22 protein-coding genes and 4 tRNA genes are annotated in these 23,211 nt (G+C 66.9%); 6 read left to right on the top strand and 20 right to left on the bottom strand.

What is annotated here, in order from left to right:
• Nucleotide 1: 1 nt before the first annotated feature.
• The 3 genes from ASF06_RS16140 to ASF06_RS16130 all read right to left on the bottom strand — a co-directional run bounded on the left by ASF06_RS16140 (nucleotide 2) and on the right by ASF06_RS16130 (nucleotide 2,781).
• Entirely contained in the window at nucleotides 2–397 is a 396-nt protein-coding gene (locus ASF06_RS16140; RefSeq protein ID WP_055928862.1) for a DUF948 domain-containing protein, read from the bottom strand.
• A gap of 113 nt (nucleotides 398–510) precedes the next feature.
• Nucleotides 511–1,140: a 30S ribosomal protein S4 gene (gene rpsD, locus ASF06_RS16135; protein WP_055930703.1), complete on the bottom strand. Its 630-nt coding sequence runs from the start codon at nucleotides 1,138–1,140 to the stop codon at nucleotides 511–513.
• A 279-nt stretch (nucleotides 1,141–1,419) separates the two neighbouring features.
• Nucleotides 1,420–2,781: a replication-associated recombination protein A gene (locus tag ASF06_RS16130; protein ID WP_082501014.1), complete on the bottom strand. Its 1,362-nt coding sequence runs from the start codon at nucleotides 2,779–2,781 to the stop codon at nucleotides 1,420–1,422.
• 161 nt (nucleotides 2,782–2,942) lie between these two features.
• Here ASF06_RS16130 and ASF06_RS16125 point away from each other — a divergent pair, with 161 nt between their 5' ends.
• The 3 genes from ASF06_RS16125 (at nucleotide 2,943) to ASF06_RS16115 (ending at nucleotide 5,722) form a co-directional block, all read left to right on the top strand.
• Nucleotides 2,943–3,743: a peptidylprolyl isomerase gene (locus tag ASF06_RS16125; RefSeq protein ID WP_055949347.1), complete on the top strand. Its 801-nt coding sequence runs from the start codon at nucleotides 2,943–2,945 to the stop codon at nucleotides 3,741–3,743.
• Nucleotides 3,744–3,807: 64 nt separating this feature from the next.
• Nucleotides 3,808–5,037, top strand: coding sequence for a DUF349 domain-containing protein (locus tag ASF06_RS16120; protein WP_055949754.1), 1,230 nt, complete (start codon nucleotides 3,808–3,810; stop codon nucleotides 5,035–5,037).
• Nucleotides 5,038–5,122: 85 nt separating this feature from the next.
• Complete coding sequence (locus ASF06_RS16115) at nucleotides 5,123–5,722, top strand: hypothetical protein (RefSeq protein WP_055949344.1); 600 nt, start codon at nucleotides 5,123–5,125, stop codon at nucleotides 5,720–5,722.
• A gap of 12 nt (nucleotides 5,723–5,734) precedes the next feature.
• Here the strand turns inward: ASF06_RS16115 and ASF06_RS16110 are convergent, their stop codons facing one another.
• From ASF06_RS16110 to ASF06_RS16035, 16 genes are all read right to left on the bottom strand, one after another.
• Nucleotides 5,735–7,987 (bottom strand): RelA/SpoT family protein, encoded by a 2,253-nt coding sequence (locus ASF06_RS16110; protein WP_055949341.1) that lies wholly within the window; start codon nucleotides 7,985–7,987, stop codon nucleotides 5,735–5,737.
• A 57-nt stretch (nucleotides 7,988–8,044) separates the two neighbouring features.
• Nucleotides 8,045–9,076, bottom strand: a complete 1,032-nt coding sequence (gene secF / locus ASF06_RS16105; protein WP_055949339.1) for a protein translocase subunit SecF — start codon at nucleotides 9,074–9,076, stop codon at nucleotides 8,045–8,047.
• A complete protein-coding gene (gene secD / locus ASF06_RS16100; protein WP_055928877.1) occupies nucleotides 9,076–10,791 on the bottom strand; it encodes a protein translocase subunit SecD in 1,716 nt (571 codons plus the stop codon). The genes secF and secD overlap by 1 nt, the downstream gene beginning before the upstream one ends.
• Nucleotides 10,792–10,876: 85 nt before the next feature.
• Nucleotides 10,877–11,302, bottom strand: a complete 426-nt coding sequence (yajC, locus tag ASF06_RS16095) for a preprotein translocase subunit YajC (RefSeq protein WP_082501013.1) — start codon at nucleotides 11,300–11,302, stop codon at nucleotides 10,877–10,879.
• A gap of 89 nt (nucleotides 11,303–11,391) precedes the next feature.
• The gene (gene ruvB / locus ASF06_RS16090; protein WP_055928883.1) at nucleotides 11,392–12,444 is read right to left on the bottom strand and encodes a Holliday junction branch migration DNA helicase RuvB; all 1,053 of its coding nucleotides are present in this window, start codon (nucleotides 12,442–12,444) and stop codon (nucleotides 11,392–11,394) included.
• Complete coding sequence (gene ruvA, locus ASF06_RS16085) at nucleotides 12,441–13,058, bottom strand: Holliday junction branch migration protein RuvA (RefSeq protein ID WP_055949334.1); 618 nt, start codon at nucleotides 13,056–13,058, stop codon at nucleotides 12,441–12,443. Before ruvA ends, ruvB begins: the two co-directional genes overlap by 4 nt.
• Complete coding sequence (gene ruvC, locus ASF06_RS16080; RefSeq protein WP_055928888.1) at nucleotides 13,055–13,645, bottom strand: crossover junction endodeoxyribonuclease RuvC; 591 nt, start codon at nucleotides 13,643–13,645, stop codon at nucleotides 13,055–13,057. The genes ruvA and ruvC overlap by 4 nt, the downstream gene beginning before the upstream one ends.
• A gap of 13 nt (nucleotides 13,646–13,658) precedes the next feature.
• The gene (locus ASF06_RS16075; RefSeq protein ID WP_055928891.1) at nucleotides 13,659–14,423 is read right to left on the bottom strand and encodes a YebC/PmpR family DNA-binding transcriptional regulator; all 765 of its coding nucleotides are present in this window, start codon (nucleotides 14,421–14,423) and stop codon (nucleotides 13,659–13,661) included.
• Between the two features lie 40 nt (nucleotides 14,424–14,463).
• Complete coding sequence (locus tag ASF06_RS16070) at nucleotides 14,464–15,105, bottom strand: hypothetical protein (protein WP_055949331.1); 642 nt, start codon at nucleotides 15,103–15,105, stop codon at nucleotides 14,464–14,466.
• A 33-nt stretch (nucleotides 15,106–15,138) separates the two neighbouring features.
• A complete protein-coding gene (gene pdxT, locus ASF06_RS16065; RefSeq protein ID WP_055949328.1) occupies nucleotides 15,139–15,762 on the bottom strand; it encodes a pyridoxal 5'-phosphate synthase glutaminase subunit PdxT in 624 nt (207 codons plus the stop codon).
• On the bottom strand, nucleotides 15,752–16,669 hold the full coding sequence (gene pdxS / locus ASF06_RS16060; RefSeq protein ID WP_055928900.1) for a pyridoxal 5'-phosphate synthase lyase subunit PdxS: 918 nt from the start codon (nucleotides 16,667–16,669) through the stop codon (nucleotides 15,752–15,754). The genes pdxT and pdxS overlap by 11 nt, the downstream gene beginning before the upstream one ends.
• A gap of 42 nt (nucleotides 16,670–16,711) precedes the next feature.
• Nucleotides 16,712–17,275, bottom strand: coding sequence for an HIT family protein (locus ASF06_RS16055; RefSeq protein ID WP_055930711.1), 564 nt, complete (start codon nucleotides 17,273–17,275; stop codon nucleotides 16,712–16,714).
• A complete protein-coding gene (gene thrS, locus ASF06_RS16050) occupies nucleotides 17,275–19,197 on the bottom strand; it encodes a threonine--tRNA ligase (protein WP_235497246.1) in 1,923 nt (640 codons plus the stop codon). The genes ASF06_RS16055 and thrS overlap by 1 nt, the downstream gene beginning before the upstream one ends.
• Before the next feature lie 201 nt (nucleotides 19,198–19,398).
• A tRNA-Val gene (locus tag ASF06_RS16045) sits at nucleotides 19,399–19,470 on the bottom strand.
• A gap of 46 nt (nucleotides 19,471–19,516) precedes the next feature.
• Nucleotides 19,517–19,590, bottom strand: a tRNA-Cys gene (locus tag ASF06_RS16040).
• A gap of 53 nt (nucleotides 19,591–19,643) precedes the next feature.
• Nucleotides 19,644–19,715, bottom strand: a tRNA-Gly gene (locus ASF06_RS16035).
• A 244-nt stretch (nucleotides 19,716–19,959) separates the two neighbouring features.
• On the opposite strand from ASF06_RS16035, the gene ASF06_RS16030 reads away from it, so the two are divergent.
• The 3 genes from ASF06_RS16030 to ASF06_RS16020 all read left to right on the top strand — a co-directional run bounded on the left by ASF06_RS16030 (nucleotide 19,960) and on the right by ASF06_RS16020 (nucleotide 22,598).
• Nucleotides 19,960–20,032, top strand: a tRNA-Val gene (locus ASF06_RS16030).
• Nucleotides 20,033–20,127: 95 nt separating this feature from the next.
• Nucleotides 20,128–21,165 carry an LLM class flavin-dependent oxidoreductase gene (locus tag ASF06_RS16025; protein ID WP_055949326.1) on the top strand — a complete coding sequence of 346 codons (1,038 nt, stop codon included), beginning with the start codon at nucleotides 20,128–20,130 and terminating at the stop codon, nucleotides 21,163–21,165.
• On the top strand, nucleotides 21,162–22,598 hold the full coding sequence (locus tag ASF06_RS16020; protein WP_055949323.1) for an MFS transporter: 1,437 nt from the start codon (nucleotides 21,162–21,164) through the stop codon (nucleotides 22,596–22,598). Before ASF06_RS16025 ends, ASF06_RS16020 begins: the two co-directional genes overlap by 4 nt.
• A gap of 9 nt (nucleotides 22,599–22,607) precedes the next feature.
• Here ASF06_RS16020 and ASF06_RS16015 read toward each other — a convergent pair whose 3' ends face one another.
• The gene (locus tag ASF06_RS16015; RefSeq protein WP_082501011.1) at nucleotides 22,608–23,186 is read right to left on the bottom strand and encodes a type II toxin-antitoxin system PemK/MazF family toxin; all 579 of its coding nucleotides are present in this window, start codon (nucleotides 23,184–23,186) and stop codon (nucleotides 22,608–22,610) included.
• Between the last annotated feature and the right edge of the window lie 25 nt (nucleotides 23,187–23,211).

Genomic DNA, 23,211 nt, shown 5'->3' with positions numbered 1-23,211 from the left:
GCTACTTGGACCTGCGGCGACGGGCGGCGGAAGTGGAGGTGTCTTTCGGACCCCGGAAGCTCAGGATTCCGGCGCGCACCGCGGCGCTGAATCCGGCGATCTTGATGAGGGGGCCGCCCACGGACGCGGCGAAGAGCGCGACGAGGCTGGTGACGTTGCCCGTGACCTCTGCGACGTTCTTCGTGATCGTGTCGACCCGGGCGATCTGCTTGTTGGCTTCCTGGATGGTCACGGTCGACTCCTCGAGAATCGGGGTGACGTTGTCGCTCAGTTCCTTGATGGCTGCGCGCGTCTCGTCGAACACGCCGCCCAGCTTGATGAGGGGAAGCGCGAGGAACGCCACGAGGACCGCGAAGACCCCGGCCGCGATGAGTCCGGCGATGTCTCCACCTGACATTGGTGAGCTCCTTAGCGGATGCCGGCCATGGGCATCCATTGCAATGAAAAAGGGGCGGGGCACCGAATTCTCGGTGTCCCGCCCCTCAGCGTACCCAATGGGCACGCGATGAATCAGCGTGCGGCGTAGTACTCGACGACGAGCTGCACTTCACAGGTCACGGGGACCTCGGCGCGCAGCGGACGACGGAGCAGGCGGGCCTGCAGCTTGTCGATCTCGACCTCGAGGTAACCCGGAACCTTGGGGAGCACGTCGAGGTGACCACCGGCGGCGGCGACCTGGAACGGCTCGGTTCCTTCGCTCTTCGGCTTCACGTGGATGAGCTGGCCCGGCTTCACGCGGAAGGAGGGACGGTCCACGAGCTGGCCGTCGACCAGGATGTGGCGGTGAACGACGAGCTGGCGAGCCTGCGCGGTGGTGCGGGCGAGGCCCGAACGCACGACGAGGGCGTCGAGACGCATCTCGAGCAGCTCGACCAGGTTCTCACCGGTCAGGCCCTTGGCGCGACGCGCCTCTTCGAAGACGATCTTGAGCTGGGCCTCACGGATGCCGTACTGGGCACGCAGACGCTGCTTCTCCCGCAGACGAACGGCGTAGTCGGAGTCGGCCTTGCGCTTGGTGCGGCCGTGCTCGCCCGGAGCGTAGGGACGCTTCTCGAGGTACTTCGCAGCCTTCGGGGTGAGGGCGATGCCGAGGGCTCGCGAGAGGCGGGTCTTGCTGCGTGTACGTGACTTGGTAGACATGTACATCCTTTCAGTGAATCGTCGTGCTGGATGAGGCGAGGACAGAGTGTCTGAACGCGCGGAGAACACACCGCGATTCGAGCAAGATCTGTGAGGATCGAGTCTCGAGGCGGAGGGAAAGTCAGAGGATTGTGCCGGGATCGGTTCGGCTACAGAACACGACCGCATTCACTGGATGGATTCGCAGCCGCACGAAAGCCACCCGGAACAGGCATATCGACACTACCACAGTCGCGCATGTATGCCGAAGAAGAGTCGCCGACGTGGGGCGCGGGGCGTCTAACGGCCGCGTGTGATCTGCCGGAGCTTGGCGAGCCGCGCAGACACGTCGCGCTCGTTGCCGTGCTCCGTGGGGCGGTAGTACTCGGTGCGGCCGAGCTCGTCGGGCAGGTACTGCTGGCCGAGGACTCCCCTGTCGTCGTCGTGCGGGTACTTGTAGCCCTTGCCGTGGCCGAGCCTCTTGGCGCCGGGATAGTGGGCATCGCGCAGGTGTTTCGGTACGCGCCCGAACTTGCCGGCCCGGATGTCGCCGATGGCCTGGTCGATGGCGAGGTACGACGCGTTCGACTTGGGGGCGGTCGCGAGGTACACGGTGGCCTCGGCGAGCGGGATGCGCCCCTCGGGCATTCCGATGAACTGAACGGCGTCGGCGGCGGCGACGGCGATCACGAGGGCCTGAGGGTCGGCCATGCCGATGTCTTCGGATGCCGACACGATGAGACGTCGGCAGATGAAACGCGGGTCTTCGCCCGCCTCGATCATGCGAGCCAGGTAGTGCACCGATGCGTCGACGTCGGAGCCCCTGATCGACTTGATGAAGGCGCTGATCACGTCGTAGTGCTCGTCGCCGTTGCGGTCGTAGCGCAGTAGCGCCCGGTCGACGGCCTGCGCCACGGTCTCCTCGGTGATGAGGGGCGCCTCCGCGGTCGCGTTCGGGTCGTCGGAGCCCGACGGAACGGCCGAGGCGAGGATGGAGCCCGCCGAGGCCTCGAGGGCGGTGAGCGCTCGGCGTGCATCGCCGGATGCGAGCCGCACGATGGCGGATCGGGCGTCGGGGTCGAGACGCACGCGATCGTCGAGCCCACGGGCATCCGACACGGCCCGATCGACGACGATGCCGAGATCGTCGTCGCTGAGCTGCTCGAGCGTCAGCAGAAGCGACCGCGACAACAGTGGGGAGATGACGGAGAAGGAGGGATTCTCGGTCGTCGCGGCGACGAGGATGACCCAGCCGTTCTCGACGCCCGGAAGAAGGGCGTCTTGCTGGGCCTTGGTGAAGCGGTGGATCTCGTCGAGGAAGAGCACGGTCGAGAGCCCGTAGAGGTCGCGACTGCGGAACGCCTCCTCCATGACCTGGCGCACGTCTTTGACGCCGGCGGTGACGGCGGAGAGCTCGACGAACTTGCGGCCGGAGCTGTGCGCGATCGCCTGGGCGAGGGTGGTCTTGCCCGTGCCGGGCGGGCCCCAGAGGATGACGGAGACGGAGCCCTGCGTGCCCTCGGTGTCGGAGGCCAGGTTGACCAGCGGCGATCCGGGCCTCAGGAGGTGCTTCTGGCCGGCCACCTCGTCGAGCGAGCGGGGCCGCATGCGCACGGCGAGGGGTACCGATCCGCTGTGCAGACCCGGCTGGGAGGAGACCATCCTCCAAGGCTACCGGCAGCATCCGACACCGGCCCCGGGAACGCCGGGTTGGGAAGGAGGCCCCGTGGCCCGTAAAGTTCAGGAGGGATTCGCGCACAGGGCGCGAGCAGACCGTACCCGAAGAAGAGTGTTCGCCCGAGCGATCGGGCGATGGAGGATCCGTGGCACCGAGGAACCAGGACCGAGAGGCCCGCGCTGCACGTCAGCGTCTACGCGACTACCAGGCGCGCCAGACCATGCACGCCTCGAAGATCGCACGGCGCCGACGCGACAACATCCTTGCCGTGATCGTGGCGCTCCTCGTGATCGCCGCGGCCGTCGTCGTGCAGGTCTTCTACTTCTCCGGCGGTCCCGGAACCCCGACGCCGACGCCGAGTTCGACCGCGTCGCCCACCGACACGCCCGCGCCGACCTCGACGCCCAATTCGGCCGACGTGCCCGACCCTGCCGCGGCAGAAGGCCGCACCTGGACCGGCGACATGACCATCAACGACATTCCCGTGGGAATCTCGCTCGACGGTGCCGCGGCCCCGCAGGGCGTAGCGAACTTCGTGACGCTCGCCCAGAAGGGCTTCTACAACGGGCTCACCTGCCACCGGCTCACCACCTCCCCCGGCTTCGGCGTCCTCCAGTGCGGCGACCCGAACGGCGACGGCTCGGGAGGCCCCGGCTACAGCTTCGGGCCCATCGAGAACGCGCCGGAGGGCGACCTCTACCCGGCGGGAACCATCGCGATGGCGCGCCAGGGCGCGAACGGCTCGAGCATGGGCAGCCAGTTCTTCATCGTCTACGAGGACACCACCATTCCGTCGGATGAGGCGGGCGGCTACACCGTGCTCGGCACCGTGACCAGCGGGCTCGACGAGCTGAAGGCTGGGGTCGTCGCCGCGGGCACCGCCGACGGATCGGCCGACGGCAAGCCGGCGATTCCCGTTACCATCGGCTCTATCGCGGTTCAGTAACCTCCTGCCCTCGTGCAATAGGCTTCAATCGCGCATTCCGAACAACGTCGACAGGGTGATTTTCGTGACCAGTAGTGCTGAGCATCCATTTGGACGCGTAGATGAGACCGGAACGGTCTATCTCCGCGAAGCGTCCGGCGAGCGTGTGATCGGGCAGTATCCCGATGGCACGGCCGAGGAGGCCCTCGGGTACTTCGAACGCAAATACACCGATCTGGCCGGGCAGGTGACCCTTCTCGAGCAGCGTGCAAAGCGGGGTGCTTCGGCCGCCGACATCGGCAAGGCCGTCAAGGCCCTCAGCGAGGCCGTGTCGAGCGCGAACGCGCTGGGCAACCTTGAGGCCCTGTCCACGCGCCTTGCTGCCCTCACGGAGACTCTCGGAGCCCTGAACGAGCAGCAATCCGCCGAGGCGAAGGCGCAACTGGCCGAGGCCGTGGAGTACCGCACCGCTATCGTGACAGAGATCGAGGCCCTGGCCGCCGAAGACCCCGCCAAGGCGCAGTGGAAGCAGGTGACCAGCACGCTCGACTCCCTCTTCGCCCGGTGGCAGAAGCACCAGCAGGAGGGTCCCCGCCTTCCGCGGGCCGAGGCCAACGAACTCTGGAAGCGATTCCGCGACGCTCGCACGATCATAGAGCAGCACCGCAAGGCGTTCTTCTCCGAGCTCGACAACGCGCATCGCGACGCGCGAACGAAGAAGCAGCAGCTCGTCGTGGCCGCCGAGGCCCTGGCCGAGAAGGGTGCCGACGGCGTCAACGCCTACCGCGACCTTCTCGACGAGTGGAAGAAGGCGGGCCGGGCCGGCAAGCGCTACGACGACTCCCTGTGGGAGAAGTTCAAGGCTGCCGGAGACGTGCTCTACGGGGCGCGCAGCGAGATCGTCGCGAAAGACGACGAGGAATTCGCCGGCAACCTGCAGCTCAAGCTCGAACTGCTGACCGAGGCGGAGCCCCTTCTCACGGAGACCGACCGCACGCGGGCGAAAGAGAAGCTCACCGGAATCCAGCGTCGTTGGGACGAGATCGGCAAGGTGCCGCGCGACCAGGTCAAGCCGATCGAGGATCGGCTGCGCAAGGTCGAGGCCGCCGTTCGCAAACTCGACGAGGACTTCTGGCAGAAGAACAACCCGGAGAAGAAGGCTCGAGCAGAGGGTCTTGCCGGACAGCTTCACGACGCGATCGAGAAGCTCCAATCGGAGATCACGGAGGCCCAGGCCGCGGGAGACACCCGCAAGGCGAAGGAGCTCCAGGAGTCTCTCGATGCCCGCAAAGTCTGGCTCGACGCCCTCGGCTGATCCGGCCGTACCGCGCTGATCGCGAGTTCTCCACAGATTCCGCTCGCTGCAGCAGCAGTATCCGACGAGACGTCACAGTAGACGGATGACGCGACTCCAACCCGTTCTGACCGAAGCCGACCTCCCGCTGAGCGAGCTGTGGGCGGCCTGTCGCGACGGCGAACTCGTTCCCCTGTCGTCGTCGGCCTTCATCTTCGCCGACCTGCCGCAGACCCCGGCGGTGCGCGCACTGGCCGTGCAGCCCGTGCTCGGCCACCGCATGATCATCGAGCGCCGGAGCGCCGCCTGGGTGCACGGCGCGCTGCGGCGTGCTCCTCGCATCCACACTGTGGCTGTGCGCTACGAGCACCGTTCCCGCGCCTCGCACCACCTCACGACCGTTCGCGAGGTGGTGCTGCGGCGGGGAGACACCACGACCATCGCCGGAATCGAGGTCACCACTGAACTGCGCACGGCCGTCGATCTCGCTCGAGATCGAGGTTTCGACTCCGTCAGGGACTCCCCCGTCGTCGCGAGACTGCTCTCGACGTCAGGGCTGCCCGAGTGCCGCGACTACCTCGACCGTGCACGAAACCTGCCCCACAAGGCGCTCGCGCTGCGCCGCATCACCGACGCCCTCATGACGGAGGCGACGGGCGGATGGGCCGACGAATCATCGACCCGCGGTGGCGTCGGCCGTCGCTGACCCTGTACTGCCTCAGCCGTCGCTGACCCTGTACACGTCGTAGACGGCGTCGATGCGACGCACGGCATTCAGCACCCGATCGAGGTGAGTGGTGTCGCCCATCTCGAAGACGAAGCGGCTGATGGCGAGACGGTCGGACGAGGTGTTGACGGTGGCCGAGAGGATGTTCACGTGGTGCTCGGAGAGAACCCGCGTCACGTCGGAGAGCAGCCCTGACCGGTCGAGCGCCTCGACCTGGATCTGAACGAGGAACAGGCTCTTCGACGAGGGGGCCCACTCCACGTCGATCATGCGCTCCGGCTCGTTGAGCAGCGAGGCGACGTTGTGGCAGTCGGACTGGTGCACCGAGACGCCGGATCCGCGTGTCACGAATCCGACGATCTTGTCGCCGGGAACCGGAGTGCAGCACTTGGCGAGCTTCACGAGGATGTCGGGAGCGCCTCTGACGAGCACGCCCGAGTCGCTGAGCTTGCTGCGTCGGCGCCCGTGCACGACGACATCGAGGTCGGAATCCTCGCTGATAGCCTCGTTCTGCAGCCCGGCGAGCACCTTCTCGATCACCGACTGGGTCGAGACGTGGCCCTCACCGATCGCCGCATACAGGCCCGAGACGCTGTCGTATCGCATCTGCGACGCGACCTCGGCGAACGAATCCTGGCTCATGAGCTTCTGGAGGGGCAGGTTCTGCTTGCGCATCGCGCGGGCGATGGCGTCTTTGCCCTGCTCGATCGCCTCGTCGCGTCGCTCCTTGGTGAACCACTGGCGGATCTTGTTGCGCGCACGCGGACTCTGCACGAAGGCGAGCCAGTCCTGGCTCGGACCGGAGTCGGGATTCTTCGAGGTGAAGACCTCGACGGAGTCGCCGCTGTTCAGGGTCGATTCGAGAGGGACGAGTCGCCCGTTGACCTTCGCGCCCATCGTGCGATGACCGACCTCGGTGTGCACCGCGTACGCGAAGTCCACCGGCGTCGCGCCCGCGGGAAGGCCGATGACCTTGCCCTTCGGGGTGAAAACGTAGACCTCTTTGGCGCCGATCTCGAAGCGCAGGGAGTCGAGGAACTCGCCGGGGTCGACCGTCTCGGCCTGCCAGTCGGAGATGCGCGCGAGCCAGGCCATGTCGTTGTCGGCGCCCTGGTCGACCTGAGTGGTGCGACTGCCGTTCACACGCTCCTTGTACTTCCAGTGCGCAGCGACGCCGTATTCCGCCTGCCGATGCATCTCGTGCGTGCGGATCTGGATCTCCACGGCACGACCGTCTGGACCGATGACGGTGGTGTGCAGCGACTGGTAGAGGTTGAACTTCGGCGTCGCGATGTAGTCCTTGAAGCGACCGGGGATCGGGTTCCACCGTGCATGGATCGATCCGAGGACGGCGTAGCAGTCTCGAAGAGAGTTGACGAGCACCCGGATTCCGACGAGGTCGTAGATCTCGTCGAAGTCGCGACCACGCAGGATCATCTTCTGGTAGATCGAGTAGTACTGCTTCGGCCGGCCGACGACCTTGCCGCGGATCTTCGAACTCTTGAGGTCGTCGTTGACCGAGTCGATGACCTGCTGAACGTAGGCCTCGCGCTGCGGAGTGCGCTGGCGCACCAGGTTCTCGATCTCGACGTAGAGCTTCGGGTACAGCACGGCGAAGCTCAGGTCTTCGAGCTCCCACTTGATGGTCTGGATACCGAGGCGGTGCGCCAGGGGCGCATAGATCTCGAGCGTCTCCTTGGCTTTGCGTTCGGCGGATGCCGCCGGTACGAAACCCCAGGTGCGCGCGTTGTGCAGGCGGTCGGCGAGCTTGATGATCAGCACCCGGATGTCTCTCGACATGGCGACGATCATCTTGCGCACGGTCTCGGCCTGGGCGCTGTCGCCGTACTTGACCTTGTCGAGCTTGGTCACGCCGTCGACGAGCATCGCGACCTCGTCGCCGAAGTCCGCTCGCAGCTGGTCGAGGGAGTATTCCGTGTCTTCGACGGTGTCGTGCAGCAGCGCCGCCGCGACCGTCTTCGACCCGATGCCCAGATCGGCCAGGATCTGCGCCACGGCGACCGGATGCGTGATGTACGGCTCGCCGCTGCGCCTCTTCTGGCCGTCGTGGGCGCGCTCAGCAACTGCGTAGGCCCGCTCGATGACGGTGAGGTCGGCCTTCGGGTGATTCAGTCGAACGGTGCGCATGAGCGCATCGACTGCACCGGTCGGCTGAGCCCGCGAGAAGATGCGGGGAACCAGGCGGCGCAGGCTGGCGTTCGACGTCGTCGTGCTGTCCGTCATAGTGAGGCCTCCGCTGTCAATTATCCCCCGTGCCGCACCGTGTCGAGCACCGCCGGGTTACGCCGTGGGCTGACCCTCCACGACGGCGTCCGTGGGTCGGCCGCTGGCCGACGCGCGGGCGCGTTCGGCCAGGGTGCGCTCGTTCTGCTTCGCGATCTTGGGCTCACGCTCCCGCATCTGCGCGTAGAGGGGAGCCGCGACGAAGATCGTCGAGTACGTGCCGACGAGGATTCCGACGAGCAGTGCGAGCGAGATGTCGCGGAGGGTGTCTGCACCGAGCACGAAGGCGCCGATGAAGAGGATGGCTGCCACCGGCAGGGCCGCCACGACGGCTGTGTTGATGGATCTCACGAGCGTCTGGTTGACCGCCAGGTTGACCGCCTCCCCGAAGGTGAGGTGCGAGTCCTTGCCGAGCCTCGCCGTGTTCTCGCGCACCTTGTCGAATACCACGACCGTGTCGTAGAGCGAGTATCCGAGGATCGTGAGGAAGCCGATGACGGCGGCGGGCGTGATCTCGAATCCGGTAGCCGCATAGACCCCGGCCGTGAGCACGAGGTCGTGCAGCAGCGCGAGCATTGCCGCGGCCGACATCTTCCACGTGCGGAAGTAGATGGCCATCGCGATACCCGCGAGGATGAGGAAGACGACCAGTCCTCGAATGGCCTGCCCGGTCACGTCGGAGCCCCACGAGGCGCCGATGAACGAGGCGGTGATCTCGGACTCGGGCACGTTGTAGGCCTCTGCCAGTGCCGTGCGCACCTGGTTGGTCTCGTCAGTGGTGAGCTGGTCGGTCTGAACGCGCAGCCCCGAAGCGCCCAGGGTCGACACGCGGGCCACAGCCTGCGGCACGACGGATGCGACGGCCTCCTCGGCCGCGGACTGCGGGGTCTTCGCCACCTCGCTCACGACGAACTGCGATCCGCCGCGGAACTCGATGCCGAAGTTGAATCCGCCCTTGATCAGGGGGATGGCGACCGACGCGATCATGAGCACGATGGCGATCGTGTACCAGATACGGCGGTGCTTGATGAAGTCGAAGGACCGCTTGCCCGTGTAGAGGTCGTTTCCGAACTGCGCGAAACTGGCCATCAGGAGTCCTTCCCGTCTTTCTTGCTATCGGCGGGCTTCTCAGCCGTGAGCTGGGCGGCCTTGCGCTCGGCGATGGTCTGCCGGATGGCGGCCTCTCGTCCGGCGCCGGCCTTCTTCGTGGCAGCACCCTCGACGGGCTTGCGGAACTCCGCTCGGCCTCGGTAGATGGCGCCCAGTGCGGTCGGGTCGAGACCGGATGCCTTGTGCCCGCTCGAGAAGAACCTGGTCGTGGCGAGGAGGCGCAGCACGGGGTGCGTGAACAGGATGACGACGAGCACGTCGATGATGGTGGTGACGCCGAGCGTGAGCGCGAATCCGCGCACGTTGCCGACGGCCAGCACGTAGAGCACCACTGCCGACAGCAGGTTGACGGCCTTGGCGGCGTAGATGGTGCGCTTTGCACGACGCCACCCCGCCTCGACGGCGGAGGCCAGTCCCTTGCCGTCTCGGAGTTCGTCTCGTATTCGTTCGAAGTACACGATGAAGGAGTCGGCCGTGAATCCGATGGCGACGATCAGACCTGCCACACCCGCGAGCGAGAGGCGGAAGTCGATGCGCCACGACATGAGTGCGATCACGAGGTAGGTCATGATTCCGGCGACGACGAGCGAGGCGACGGTGACGAGACCCAGGGTGCGGTACTGGAAGAGCGAGTAGATCACCACGAGGATGAGGCCGATGAGGCCGGCGATGAGACCGCTGAGCAGCTGCGAGGAACCGAGCGTGGCGGAGACGGAGTCGTTGCTCTGCACGGTGAATCCGATCGGCAGCGCGCCGAACTTCAGCTGGTCGGCGAGCGACTTGGCCGTGTCTTCGGTGAACGACCCGGAGATCTGCGGTCGACCGTCGGTGATCACAGCGTTGGTCGTCGGAGCGGAGATGACCTTGCCGTCGAGCACGATGGCGAACTGGTTCTGCGAACCGGTCAGGGCGTTGAGTCGCGTCGTGACGTCGGCGAACTTCTCGGTGCCTTCTCCGTCGAAGACGATGTTAACGACCCACTGGCCCGTGGAGGCGCCGGTCTGGGTGGTGGCGACGCCGCTGGTGGCGTCGGCGATCATCTCACCGGTCACCTCGACCGGGCCGAGGATGTACTTGGCGGCGCCGGTGTCATCGCAGGCGAGCAGCGGCTTGTCGGCCGGCGCTTGTCCTGCATCCTGTGCACCGTCGGAGTCGCAGCTGAAGTTCGTGAACTCGTCCTGCAGGGCCGGCGTCACCCAGTTCAGGTCGCTCGCGTTCGTCGGTGCGACCGTTGGAGTGTCGGAGAGGCCCTCTGCCGGCGTCGCCGTGGGAGTGACCGCGGCGGTCGGGGCCGCGTCGGCGACGAGCACCGGGCGGAACTCCAGTTTCGCCGACGACTCGATGCGGTTCAGCGTGTCCTGGTCGGGCGTTCCCGGAATCGAGACGACGATGTTCTGGCCGCCCTGGGTGCTGATCTCGGCCTCGGAGACACCCGAGGCGTCGACGCGCTGACGGATGATCGACACGGCCTGAGACAGCTGCTCGCCGCTGACCTGCTGGCCGCTCTCGAGCTTCGGCGCCAGGATGATCTGCGTTCCACCCTCGAGGTCGAGTCCGAGCTTGAGGCCCCAGCTGGCACCGGGTGCGTTCAGCAGCACGCCTCCGGCGATGGTTCCTGCAAGCACTGCGAGGATCACGACGAGCCAGATGAGCGTTCGCCACGCCTGCTTGACCGCGGTAAGAGTTGATGCCACCGGCGAACTCAGCTTTCTTTAGCGCACGCCCGAGGCCGTGACCGACCGGGTGTCTCTGGTGCGCGAGGGGTTGGGAGGAGGAAGGTTACTCGTCGACTTTGTCGGTCTTCGACGGCGTCGTGCCGGGGGTGGTGGGAGTCGGGTCGGAGGACGCCTCGACCTCGTGGGTCTCTTCGACTCGCTCGCCGAAGGCCGGCTCGGTGGTGGAGACGACCGTGTCATCGGAGTCGTGGTTGTCGGTGTCGTGGTCGTCGATGACACGGGTGACGACCTGGCGGTGCACCGTCAGCACGGTTCCCGGAGTCGTCTCGAGCTGCACCTTGTTGTTCTCGTCGTCGATGTCGAGGATCGTTCCGAAGACACCGAAGTTGGTCATGACGTCGGCGCCGACCTGGACCTTCTGCTGCAGCTCTGCAGCCTCGCGCTGGCGCTTGCGGCTGTTGCGGAACATGAAGAACACGAGGATGGCCAGTACCGCCAGCATGCCAATGGTTAGGGGATCAAAAGCCATGAAAAAGTCGAGCCTTCCAGCAATGGGGGGTGATTGTGGGCTTCATACTAGTGACGCCGCCTGAAGACGGGCCTATGGGCCACAGTGAATTATAGGTCATCGTCGAAGAGGGAATCGGACGGGCGCCCGATTCCCATGTGCCGCCAGCCCGCCGGAGTGGCCACCCGACCGCGCGGTGTGCGCGTGATGAGGCCGACCCGCACCAGGAACGGCTCGACGACGCTCTCGATGGTCTCGGCCTCCTCCCCCACCGACACGGCGAGGGTGCTCAGGCCGACCGGCCCTCCGTTGAAGCGGGTGATGAGGATGTTCATGACCGCCCGGTCGAGCCGGTCGAGGCCGAGCACGTCGACGTCGTAGAGCTCGAGCGCCGCGTCAACGACCGTGGTGCTCGCGCGACCGCCGTGCACGAGGGCGTAGTCGCGCACTCGACGCAGCAGCCTGTTCGCGATGCGCGGCGTTCCGCGGGATCGCTGCGCGATCTCGATCAGCGCGGCCTCGTCGATCGAGAGCTCGATCAGTGCAGCCGCGCGGCGAAGCACATGCACGAGCTCCTCCGTCGAGTAGAACTCGAGGTGGGCGGTGAAGCCGAACCGGTCTCGCAGAGGGTTCGGCAGCAGACCGGAGCGGGTCGTGGCGCCGACGAGGGTGAAGGGCGCCAGGTCGAGCGGGATCGAGGTGGCGCCCGCGCCCTTTCCGACCATGATGTCGATGCGGAAGTCCTCCATCGCGAGGTACAGCATCTCCTCCGCCGTGCGAGCCATGCGGTGGATCTCATCGACGAAGAGCACTTCGCCGGGAACGAGCGACGAGAGCACGGCGGCGAGGTCGCCCGCGTGCTGGATCGCGGGACCGCTGGTCAGTCGGAGCGGCCGGTCGCTCTCGTGGGCCACGATCATGGCGAGGGTGGTCTTGCCGAGCCCGGGAGGTCCGGCGAGCAGAATGTGGTCCGGCGTTCTGTTCTGGATGCCGGCGGCCTCGATGAGGAGTTGGAGCTGTCCGCGCACACGCGCCTGCCCGACGAACTCCGCCAGGCTCTTGGGTCGCAGCGCGCCCTCGAAGGCGATCTCGCCCTCCGACAGCGGTTCGGGGTTCACGATCGGGCTCGCATCGCGCGGCAGCGCTGGATCGGCGGGGGTCATCGTGCACCTCCCGGGTTGCGCGGGCCGAGTTCGGTGAGGGCGAGGCGCAGGAGCGCCTGAACCGACGCGGCCTCGTCGTCTTCGGCGTGCAGGAGCACCGCATCCAGCCCGGCCTCGGCCGCCTTCTCATTCCATCCGAGACCGACCAGGGCCGCGAGCACGTCGTCGCGCACGGTCGATGAGATGTGCTTCGCGACGGGCAGAGCAGCCGCGTAGACCGCGACCTTGCCTGCGAGCGACAGCACGATGAGCTTCGCGGTCTTGGGCCCGATGCCCGACACCTTGCGGAACACGGCGTCGTCCTCCTGGGCGACGGCGATGGCGATCTGCGCGGGAGACAACTCGGCGAGCACGCCCATCGCGGACTTCGGTCCGACGCCCGTGACGCCCGTGAGAAGGATGAAGAGGTCGAGCGAATCGTGGTCGACGAAGCCGAACAGCGACAGCGAGTCCTCGCGCACGATCAGGCTCGTCACCACGGATGCCTCGTGCCCCACTCGCAACGACAGGGTGTGCGCCGGCGTGAGGGTGACGTCGAATCCGACGCCGCCGACCTCGATGACGGCGGACGAACCGCTCACGCGGAGAACTGTTCCTCGAAGGGCGGAAATCACCGTGCCAGCCTACGGGGCGCCCCGGCTGCTTTCTCTGCGGCGCGCCACGCCTGCTGCGCGCGGGTCATTCCCGAACCGGATGCCGCGTCGGCCGCGGGCCGTGCGCTGGAGGTCGCGGGCGAACGCCAGGCGTGGCAGATCGCCAGGGCGAGGGCGTCGGCCGCGTCGGCAGGTTTGGGAATCTCTGCGAGCCCGAGGATCTTGGCGACCATGGTGCCGACCTGCTTCTTCTCGGCCTGGCCATAGCCCGTGATCGAGGCCTTGACCTCGGTCGGGGTGTGCAGGCTCACGGGGATGCCATGCCGTGCTGCCGCCAGGAGGGCGATGCCGCTCACTTGCGCCGTGCCCATCACCGTGCTCACGTTGTGCTGCGCGAACACCCGCTCGATGGCGATGCTCTCGGGTCGGTGCTCGCTGATCAGCTCATCGAGCCCGAGGGCGATGCCGAGCAGCCGCTGGTCGAGGTCCATCGTCGGAGGGGTTCGCACGACCGTGACCGCCACCAGGGTCGCGACCCTGTTCGCGGTGACGTCGACGACCCCGACGCCGCAGCGTGTGAGCCCTGGATCGATTCCGAGTACACGCACGTCGGGGCGGGTCCTACTCCTCGTCGGTGTCGAGTTCGGCGCGCACGTCGTCGCTGAGATCGACATTGCTGTAGACGTTCTGAACGTCGTCGCTGTCTTCGAGTGCGTCGATGAGCTTGAACACCTTGCGCGCGCCCTCCGCATCGACCTCGACCTTGAGCGAGGCGACGAATTCGACGTCGGCCGAGTCGTACTCGATGCCGGCGGACTGGAGCGCCTCCCTGTTGGCGACGAGCTCGCTGGGGTCGGTCACGATCTCGTACTGCGCTCCGTGATCGATGACCTCCTCTGCGCCGGCGTCGAGCACCGCGAGGAGCACGTCGTCCTCCGTCACGCCGTCGGCGTGAGGCACGGCGATGACTCCCTTGCGGGCGAAGTTGTAGGCCACGCTTCCCGGGTCGGCCATGGCTCCGCCGTTACGGCTCATGGCGGTGCGCACCTCGGCGGCCGCACGGTTGCGGTTCTCGGTGAGGCACTCGATGAGCAGGGCGACGCCGTTCGGGCCGTAGCCCTCGTACATGATGGTCTGGTAGTCGACGGACTCGCCGGTGAGCCCCGCCCCGCGCTTGACGGCCCGGTTGATGTTGTCGATCGGAACCGAGGTCTTCTTGGCCTTCTGGATGGCGTCGACGAGGGTCGGGTTGCCGTTGACATCGGCTCCGCCGATCTTGGCGGCCACCTCGATGTTCTTGATCAGCTTGGCGAACGACTTTGCTCGGCGCTGGTCTTTGACGGCCTTTTGGTGCTTCGTGGTCGCCCACTTGGAATGCCCGGACACTGTTCTGCTCCCTGCGTGCTCTGTTGAATCAACGACCAGTCTAGGCGAGGGCCGTGCCCTGGCCCCGGAGAACCGCCGCCCGGTCGGGTCGGAGGCCGCATGCGCGCAGCTCGAGACGGGCGAGCGCACGCACCGCATCCGGATCGTGCCGACGCCACCCGCCCGCGGCATCCGGATGCGCCTTGAGGATGTCGGGCAGGCGCCTCGTGGTCAGCGCCCGCGATGCGAGCAGGTCGATTCCGGCGGGTGTCGCCGCTGCGGCGAGTGCCCAGCGGGCCCGGCGCGCGAATCGAATGCGGGGAATCAGCCAGAGCAGCAGGATGGCGAGAATCGGGATCACGGAGACGGCGAGGCCCACCCCGACGGCGAGCTGCTGCGTGGCCTGCTGCTGCGCAAGACCGACCTCCTGCAGTGTGCCTCCGGCACCGGATGCCTCGTCGAAGGGAGCCCTGATCCCGGTTCCGATCAAGGGAACCTGGCCCAGCCGTTCGCTGATCTCGCTCATGGTCGATTCGAAGCTCGAGCCCGCGTCCGCGAGGCGCGTTCCCACCTCCTGCAGGGCAAGGATCGCGCCGTGCAGGGTCACGCCCAGCACGACGGACCCGACGATGCCGAGGAGGGCGGCGCAGTCTGCCAGCACCTGAAGCGTTCGTCGGCGTGCGAAGTCGGAGTAGTACGTCATGCGTCCATCTTGGCGACGAATCGGCTGCTGCGCTCAGTCGGCAGGGGGCAGGACGCGATCTCGAATCTTGTGGAGGAAGTACTGGTGGAATCTCGTATCGCCGGTGACCTCGGGGTGGAAGGCCGTTCCGAGCAGGTTCTGCGACTCCACAGCGACGATGCGGCCGTCGTCGAGCTGCGCGAGCACGGTGACGCCGTCTTCGACGGCTTCGACAACGGGGGCGCGGATGAAGACGGCGTGCACGGTCGCATCTCCGAGCTCGGGGATCGCGAGGTCGGTCTCGAAGGAATCGATCTGGTTGCCGAACGCATTGCGCCTCACCGAGATAGGGAGGCCGCCAAGCGTCTGCTGACCGGCTATCGCGTCGAGCACGGTGTCGGCCAGCATGATGAGGCCGGCACACGTGCCGTAGACGGGGAGACCGGCGGCGATGGCCGACTTCAAGGGTTCCGCGAGCCCGAAGGCCCGGGACAGCTTGTCCATGACGCTGGATTCGCCGCCGGGAATGACCAGGCCGTCGAGATCGGCGATCTCCTCGGGGCGACGCACCGCTATGGCGTCCGCCCCGAGCGAGCGAAGCACGCTCAGGTGTTCCCGAAAATCGCCCTGCAGGGCGAGGACTCCGACGCGCGGGACGGCGCCGGGGCTACCAGCCACGCTCGGAGAGGCGGTGGGGAGCCGGCACGTCTGCCACGTTGATGCCGACCATCGCCTCGCCCAGTCCGCGCGACACCTCGGCAACGACCGAGGGGTCGTCGTAGAAGGTGGTCGCCTTGACGATGGCGGCCGCGCGCTCTGCCGGGTTGCCCGACTTGAACACGCCGGAGCCCACGAACACGCCGTCGGCTCCCAGCTGCATCATCATGGCCGCGTCGGCCGGGGTTGCCACGCCGCCGGCGGTGAAGAGCACCACGGGGAGCGTGCCCGTCTCGGCGATCTCGACCACGAGGTCGTAGGGAGCCTGGAGTTCTTTCGCGGCCACGTAGAGCTCGTCTTTCGACATCGACGACAGGGCGGCGATCTCCGACTTGATCTTGCGGATGTGCTTCGTCGCCTCGGACACGTCTCCCGTGCCGGCCTCACCCTTGGAGCGGATCATGGCCGCGCCCTCGTTGATGCGGCGCAGGGCCTCTCCGAGGTTGGTCGCGCCGCATACGAACGGAACCTGGAACTTCCACTTGTCGATGTGGTTCACGTAGTCGGCGGGGCTCAGCACCTCGGACTCGTCGATGTAGTCGACGCCGAGCACCTGGAGCACCTGGGCTTCGACGAAGTGGCCGATGCGCGCCTTCGCCATGACGGGGATGGAGACGGCGCCGATGATGCCATCGATGAGGTCGGGGTCGCTCATGCGCGCCACTCCGCCCTGCGAGCGGATGTCGGCGGGAACGCGCTCGAGGGCCATGACGGCCACGGCGCCCGCCTCTTCGGCGATCCTGGCCTGCTCGGCGTTGACGACGTCCATGATCACGCCGCCCTTGAGCATCTCGGCGAGGCCGCGCTTGACGCGGCTCGATCCGTGCTCGGAACGGCCATTCTGGGAAGGTGTCTCTACGGTGCTCATTGGTGTCCTCTCGGGCCCGATTCTACTCGGGGTGATGTGTGTCTAGGCCGCCGTGGGCCAAGCCGCTGCGATCGACGAGCGAACGTCTCCGAGCAGCTGGGGCAGTGCCTTGGTCTGGGCGATGATCGGGAAGAAGTTGGCGTCCTGCGACCATCGGGGCACGATGTGCTGGTGCAGGTGGTCGGCTATGCCGGCGCCCGCGACCCGGCCCTGGTTCATGCCGATGTTGAAGCCGTGGCACTGCGACGTCTCTCGAACGACCCTCATCGCCGTCTGGGTCAGCGAGGCGATCTCGATGACCTCGGCCTCGGTGGCGTCGTCGTAGAGCGAGACGTGGCGATACGGGCAGACCAGGAGGTGGCCGCTGTTGTACGGGAACAGGTTGAGGAGAACGTAGGCGTGTTCGCCGCGGTGCACGATCAGCGCCTCTTCATCGCTCAGCTGCGGGGCCCGGCAGAACGGGCAGCTCTCCTCGCCGGACACGGGTCCGTTCTCGATGTAGACCATGCGGTGCGGGGTCCACAGGCGCTGGTAGGCGTCGGGAACGGCGGCGAAGGAGCCCGAGCGTTCGACCGGAACGTCGGGAAACTCGCGGTCTGCGGGAATCACGCCTGTCCCTGGGTGGTGACCTGCGCTCGGGTGTCGATGGCAGCGCGGATGCGGGCGACGGCGTCGGCGATCGGCACGCCGTTCTCCTGCGTTCCGTCGCGGAACCTGAAGCTCACCGAACCGCGCGCCCTGTCCTCCTCGCCTGCGATCAGCAGGAAGGGCACCTTCTGGAGTGTGTGGTTTCGGATCTTCTTCTGCATGCGGTCGGCCGACACGTCGAGCTCGGCGCGCACGCCCTGCTTCTTGAGCGTCGAGACGACCTCGGCGAGGTAGTCCTCGTACTGTTCCGCGATGGGGATTCCCACGACCTGGACCGGCGCGAGCCAGACCGGGAACGCACCGGCGTAGTGCTCGGTGAGCACTCCGAAGAAGCGCTCTATCGAGCCGAAGAGGGCGCGGTGGATCATGACGGGCCGCTGCTTCGTGCCGTCGGACGCCGTGTACTCCAGCTCGAATCGCTCGGGCAGGTTGAAGTCGAGCTGCACGGTCGACATCTGCCAGGTGCGGCCGATGGCGTCGCGCGCCTGCACCGAGATCTTGGGGCCGTAGAACGCGGCCCCGCCCGGATCGGGCACCAGCTCGAGGCCGGATTCGGCGGCGACCTCGGCGAGGGTCGCGGTCGCCTCCTCCCAGACGTCGTCGTCTCCGACGTACTTCTCCGGGTCTTTGGTGGAGAGCTCGAGGTAGAAGTCGGTCAGCCCGTAGTCGCGGAGGAGCGCGAGGATGAAGTTGAGGGTCTTCGTCAGCTCCTCTTTCATGTTCTCGCGCGATGTGAAGATGTGTGCGTCGTCCATGGTGAGACCGCGCACGCGGGTCAGACCGTGAACGACTCCCGACTTCTCGTTGCGATAGACGGTGCCGAATTCGAACAGGCGGAGGGGCAGGTCTCGATACGAGCGGCCCGAGGAGCGGTACACGAGGATGTGCATCGGGCAGTTCATGGGCTTGAGGTAGTAGTCGGCGCCCTGGCGGGTGATCTCTCCCTCGTCGTTGCGGCCCTCGTCGAGGTGCATCGGGGGGAACATGCCGTCGGCGTACCAGCCGAGGTGGCCGGACTGCTCGAAGAGGTGCGCCTTGGTGATGTGGGGGGTGTAGACGAAGTCGTACCCCTCCTCCTCGTGCTTGCGACGCGAGTAGTCCTCCATCTCACGACGGATGATGCCGCCCTTCGGGTGGAAGACGGCGAGGCCCGATCCGATCTCGTCGGGGAAGGAGAAGAGGTCGAGCTCGTTGCCGAGCTTGCGGTGGTCGCGCTTCGCCGCCTCTTCGAGGCGCGCCTGATACGCGCGCAACTCGTCTTTGCTCGGCCATGCGGTTCCGTAGATGCGCTGGAGCTGCTTGTTCTTCTCGGACCCGCGCCAGTACGCGGCCGCGAGGCGTGTGATGGAGAAGCCGTTGCCGACGAGGCGGGTCGACGGCAGGTGCGGACCGCGGCACAGGTCCTTCCACAGGGTCTCCCCCGTCTTGGGATCGACGTTGTCGTAGATGGTGAGCTCGGCTCCCCCGACCTCGACGGACTCGTCTGCCGTCTCCTCTTCGGGAGCGCCCTTGAGTCCGATCAGCTCGAGCTTGTAGGGCTCGCCGGCCATCTCGGCGCGGGCCTCGTCTTCGGTGACGACGCGGCGGGTGAAGCGCTGACCCTGACGGATGATGCGCTCCATGGCCTTCTCGATGGCCTTGATATTTTCGGGAGTGAACGGCTCGGCCACGTCGAAGTCGTAGTAGAAGCCGTCGGTGATGGGCGGACCGATACCGAGCTTCGCCTCGGGGTTGATGGTCTGCACGGCCTGGGCGAGCACGTGGGCGGCCGAGTGACGGAGGATGTCGAGGCCGTCGGGAGAATCGATGGCGACGGGCTGCACATCGTCGCCCGCATCGACCGTCGTGGCGAGGTCGCGCAGATCGCCGTTCACCCTCATGGCCACGATCGACCGGTCCGGAAAGAGTTCGAATCCGTCAACCACGTTCAGTCCTGCTCCTCGTTATGTCACCGACCTATCCACTGTAGTGCCGGGCCGAGACAGGTCGCTCCAGACGGCCTATGTCCCGCCAGAGGGCCCGTGCCCCTCAGACAGCCTTAACGACGAAAGCCCCCGGTCTCCCGGGGGCTTGTCGTTCTGTGGGCGATACTGGGATCGAACCAGTGACCTCTTCCGTGTCAGGGAAGCGCGCTACCGCTGCGCCAATCGCCCATTGGTGGTGAGTCAATGACGTGTCTCGAAGAGAGACCTTTATGAGTGGAGGTGGCGACGGGATTTGAACCCGTGTGGACGGCTTTGCAGGCCGCTGCCTCGCCTCTCGGCCACGCCACCATTCATTTGAGCTACCCGACACCGGAACTGCATGTCGTGAATCTTCTCACTCGAGCGGATGACGAGATTCGAACTCGCGACCCTAACCTTGGCAAGGTTATGCGCTACCACTGCGCCACATCCGCATTTGCTCGCTTTTCAGCGTGCGTTGAAGACTCTAGCCGATAGATCGCGGCTTGGCCAAACCGACGCATCCACGGGGCGTCACAAACGGCATCCGAACCGCTTTCGTCCCCGGTATTGCCGCCGATCGCCCACCAGGCCCGCACCCCGACGCCCGGGCGTGTCGAGGCGGATCGGAGCTTCGATGTGCGATGCGGCCGTCGCGTCGGCTAGGATCATTCCGCGCTGCTTCGTGCGGCGCGTGACGGGCGATTGGCGCAGTTGGTAGCGCGCTTCGTTCACACCGAAGAGGTCATCGGTTCGAGTCCGGTATCGCCCACCCGTCGGAAGCCCTGATCAATCGCAAGATTGTTCGGGGCTTTCTCTGTTCGGCAGCGTGGTCACGGCTCCGGCTGCATTACGTGAGGGGATCCCATGTCACAGCAGGTCGAGTTCGGACTGGACACGTTCGGAGACGTGACGGCGGGGCCGGACGGCACACCTCGCTCCTACGCGCAGGTCATTCGCGACGTGATCGCAGAGGGAGTGCTCGCCGATCAGGTCGGCGTGGACTTCATCGGCCTGGGTGAACACCATCGCGACGACTTCGCGATCTCGGCACCGGATGTCGCCCTCGCGGCCATCGCGGGACAGACGTCGCGCATCCGACTCGGTTCTGCGGTCACCGTTCTGAGTTCGGACGACCCCGTGCGGGTGTTCCAGCGTTTCGCGACCCTCGACGCCGCATCCGACGGCCGAGCCGAGGTCATCCTCGGCCGCGGATCGTTCACCGAGTCGTTCCCGCTGTTCGGCTACGAGCTCAGTCAATATGAGGAACTCTTCGAAGAGAAGCTCGACATCTTCACGCGCCTGCTGACAGAGAAGCCCGTGACCTGGCAGGGAAGCACGCGCCCCGCGCTCGTCGACCAGCGCGTCTTCCCCACGACGGAGTCGGGCAGCCTGAAGACCTGGATCGGCGTGGGAGGAAGCCCCGAGTCCGTCGTGCGCGCGGCCCGCTACGGCTTGCCCCTGATGCTCGCGATCATCGGCGGCGACCCCGTGCGGTTCGCGCCCTATGCCGACCTGTACCGTCGCGCGCTCGCCCAGCTCGAGAGCCCCGAGCTTCCCATTGGCGTGCACTCCCCCGGCTACGTCGCCGCGACCGACGAGCAGGCTCGCCAGGAGTTCTGGCCCGAGTACAAGAAGATGCGCGACCGCATCGGCGCCGACCGAGGATGGCCGCCCATGGCGCGGTCGGAGTTTGACCGTGAGGCGGGCCCGCACGGATCGCTGTACGTGGGATCGCCGGAGACCGTCGCGCAGAAGATCGCCTCGACCGTGCGCGCGATCGACGCGAGCCGCTTCGACCTCAAGTACAGCGCGGGGCCCCTGTCGCACGAGCGACTGATGACGTGCATCGAGCTCTACGGAACGGTGGTCATCCCGCGCGTTCGCGAACTGCTCGCCGAATGACGGCGGTCGACACGAGCGGGGTCGGCTTCCGCTCGAAGCGCGGCCCCGTGCTCATCGCCCTCATGGTCACGACGGGGCTCGTGGCGATCGACTCGACGATCCTGGCCACCGCCGTGCCGTCGATCGTCGACGACCTCGGCGGATTCGCCCAGTTCCCCTGGCTGTTCTCCATCTACCTGCTCGCACAGGCCGTGTCGGTGCCGCTCTACGCCAAGCTCGCCGACACCGTGGGACGCAAGCCGATCATCCTGATCGGCGTCGGCCTCTTCCTGCTGGGCTCCATCCTCTGCGGCTTCGCCTGGAGCCTGCCCGCCCTGATCGCATTCAGAGCAGTGCAGGGACTGGGGGCCGGCGCCGTGCAGCCCATGGCCGTCACCATCGCGGGCGACATCTACTCGGTGGCCGAACGCGCCAAGGTGCAGGGCTACCTGGCGAGCGTGTGGGCCATCAGCTCCGTCGCCGGACCGACTCTCGGCGGGGTGTTCTCCGAGTTCGTGTCGTGGAGGTGGATCTTCTTCGTCAACATCCCTCTGTGCGTGGTCGCAGGCTGGATGCTCGTGACCCGGTTCCACGAGAAGATCACGCCACGCAAGCATCGGCTCGACATCGCCGGCGCGGCGCTGTTGACGGCCGGGCTCAGCCTCGTGATCCTCGCCGTCCTCGAGGGAGGGCAGGCCTGGGCGTGGAACTCTGTTCCGAGCATCGCGGCCTTCGGCGTGGGCGGCGCCCTGCTCACGGCATTCGTTCTGGTGGAGCGGCGGGCAGCCGAACCGATACTCCCCCTGTGGGTCTTCTCCCGGCGACTCCTGATCACGACGACCCTGATCTCGCTCGGCGTCGGGGCGATCCTCATCGGGCTCACGTCGTACGTGCCGACCTTCCTCGAGGGGGTCACCGGCGCATCCCCCCTGCTCGCGGGTCTGGCCCTGGCGGCCCTCACGATCGGCTGGCCGATTTCCGCCTCGCTCTCCGGAAGGCTCTACCTGCGCCTCGGCTTCCGCACGACCGTTCTCATCGGCATGGGCTTCGCCGTCCTCGGCGCGGTATCGCTGCTCTTCAGCTACACCGATCCGCAGGTCGTGCTCATCGCCGCTTGCTGCTTCCTGGTCGGCCTCGGGCTGGGCCTCGTCGCCACCCCGAGTCTGATCGCCGCGCAGTCGAGCGTGCCGTGGAACGAGCGCGGCGTCGTGACCGGCACCAACCTGTTCTCCCGCTCTATCGGCAGCGCCGTCGGCGTGGCGGTCTTCGGCGCGATCGCGAACGGCATCTTCGCCGCGAGTGCACGGGGTGAAGAGGATCCGGCCGTTCTGACGGCCGCGTCGGGCGCGGTGTTCCTGGCCGTGCTCGTGTGCGTCGCGCTCACCATCGTCGCCGCTCTGGTGATGCCGCCGGCCCGGGTCGAAGACGTGGAGCACGTCGACGCACCGGCCTAGTCGCGAAGACTACGAGCGGCCGCCCTTCAGCGCCGACGAGACCGCGGTGAACTGGGTCGCATTCACAGAGGATGCCTCACGACGCATGCCCGATTCGAACACCCGGAACACGCGATCGAGCCTCGCCCAGCTCGGTCGCCCCTGCGAATCCCAGGGGCCGGCGCCGACGAACACGAAGTGCCGGGAGTCGTCGTCGTGGGGCTTGCTCGTGAGCTGGAGCGCCAGGACGGATCGCGACGTGTCGCGGGACACGATGAGCACGGGCCGATCCTTGCCCCTGCCGTCGTTCTCCTCGTAGGGCACCCAGGTCCAGACGACCTCGCCCGGGTCGGGCTCCGCGTCGACCCGGGGATCGTACTCGACCCGGGTTCGTGCGAGCGCTGCCGCCGGCACCTCGATGGTGGCCTCGGGTCCGGTGCGTCCCGGCGACGACGCCGAAGAGAGATCGGATGCGCGGCGACGGCTCGATGAGGCAGGGCCTCGGGCGGCCGGACGTCGATCGACGGTCGGCCGCGACCTCGTCGTCGTGCCCGAACCGAACACGGCCAGGATGCTGCGCACGACCGCCGTCAATCCCACGAGTCTCATGTCGCTGAGCGTACAGCGTCGTCAA

This window comes from Agreia sp. Leaf244 (assembly GCF_001422695.1).
Taxonomy (GTDB): domain Bacteria; phylum Actinomycetota; class Actinomycetes; order Actinomycetales; family Microbacteriaceae; genus Agreia.
Note: the sequence above shows the minus strand (reverse complement) of the source record. Positions and strands in the feature narration are given on the sequence as shown.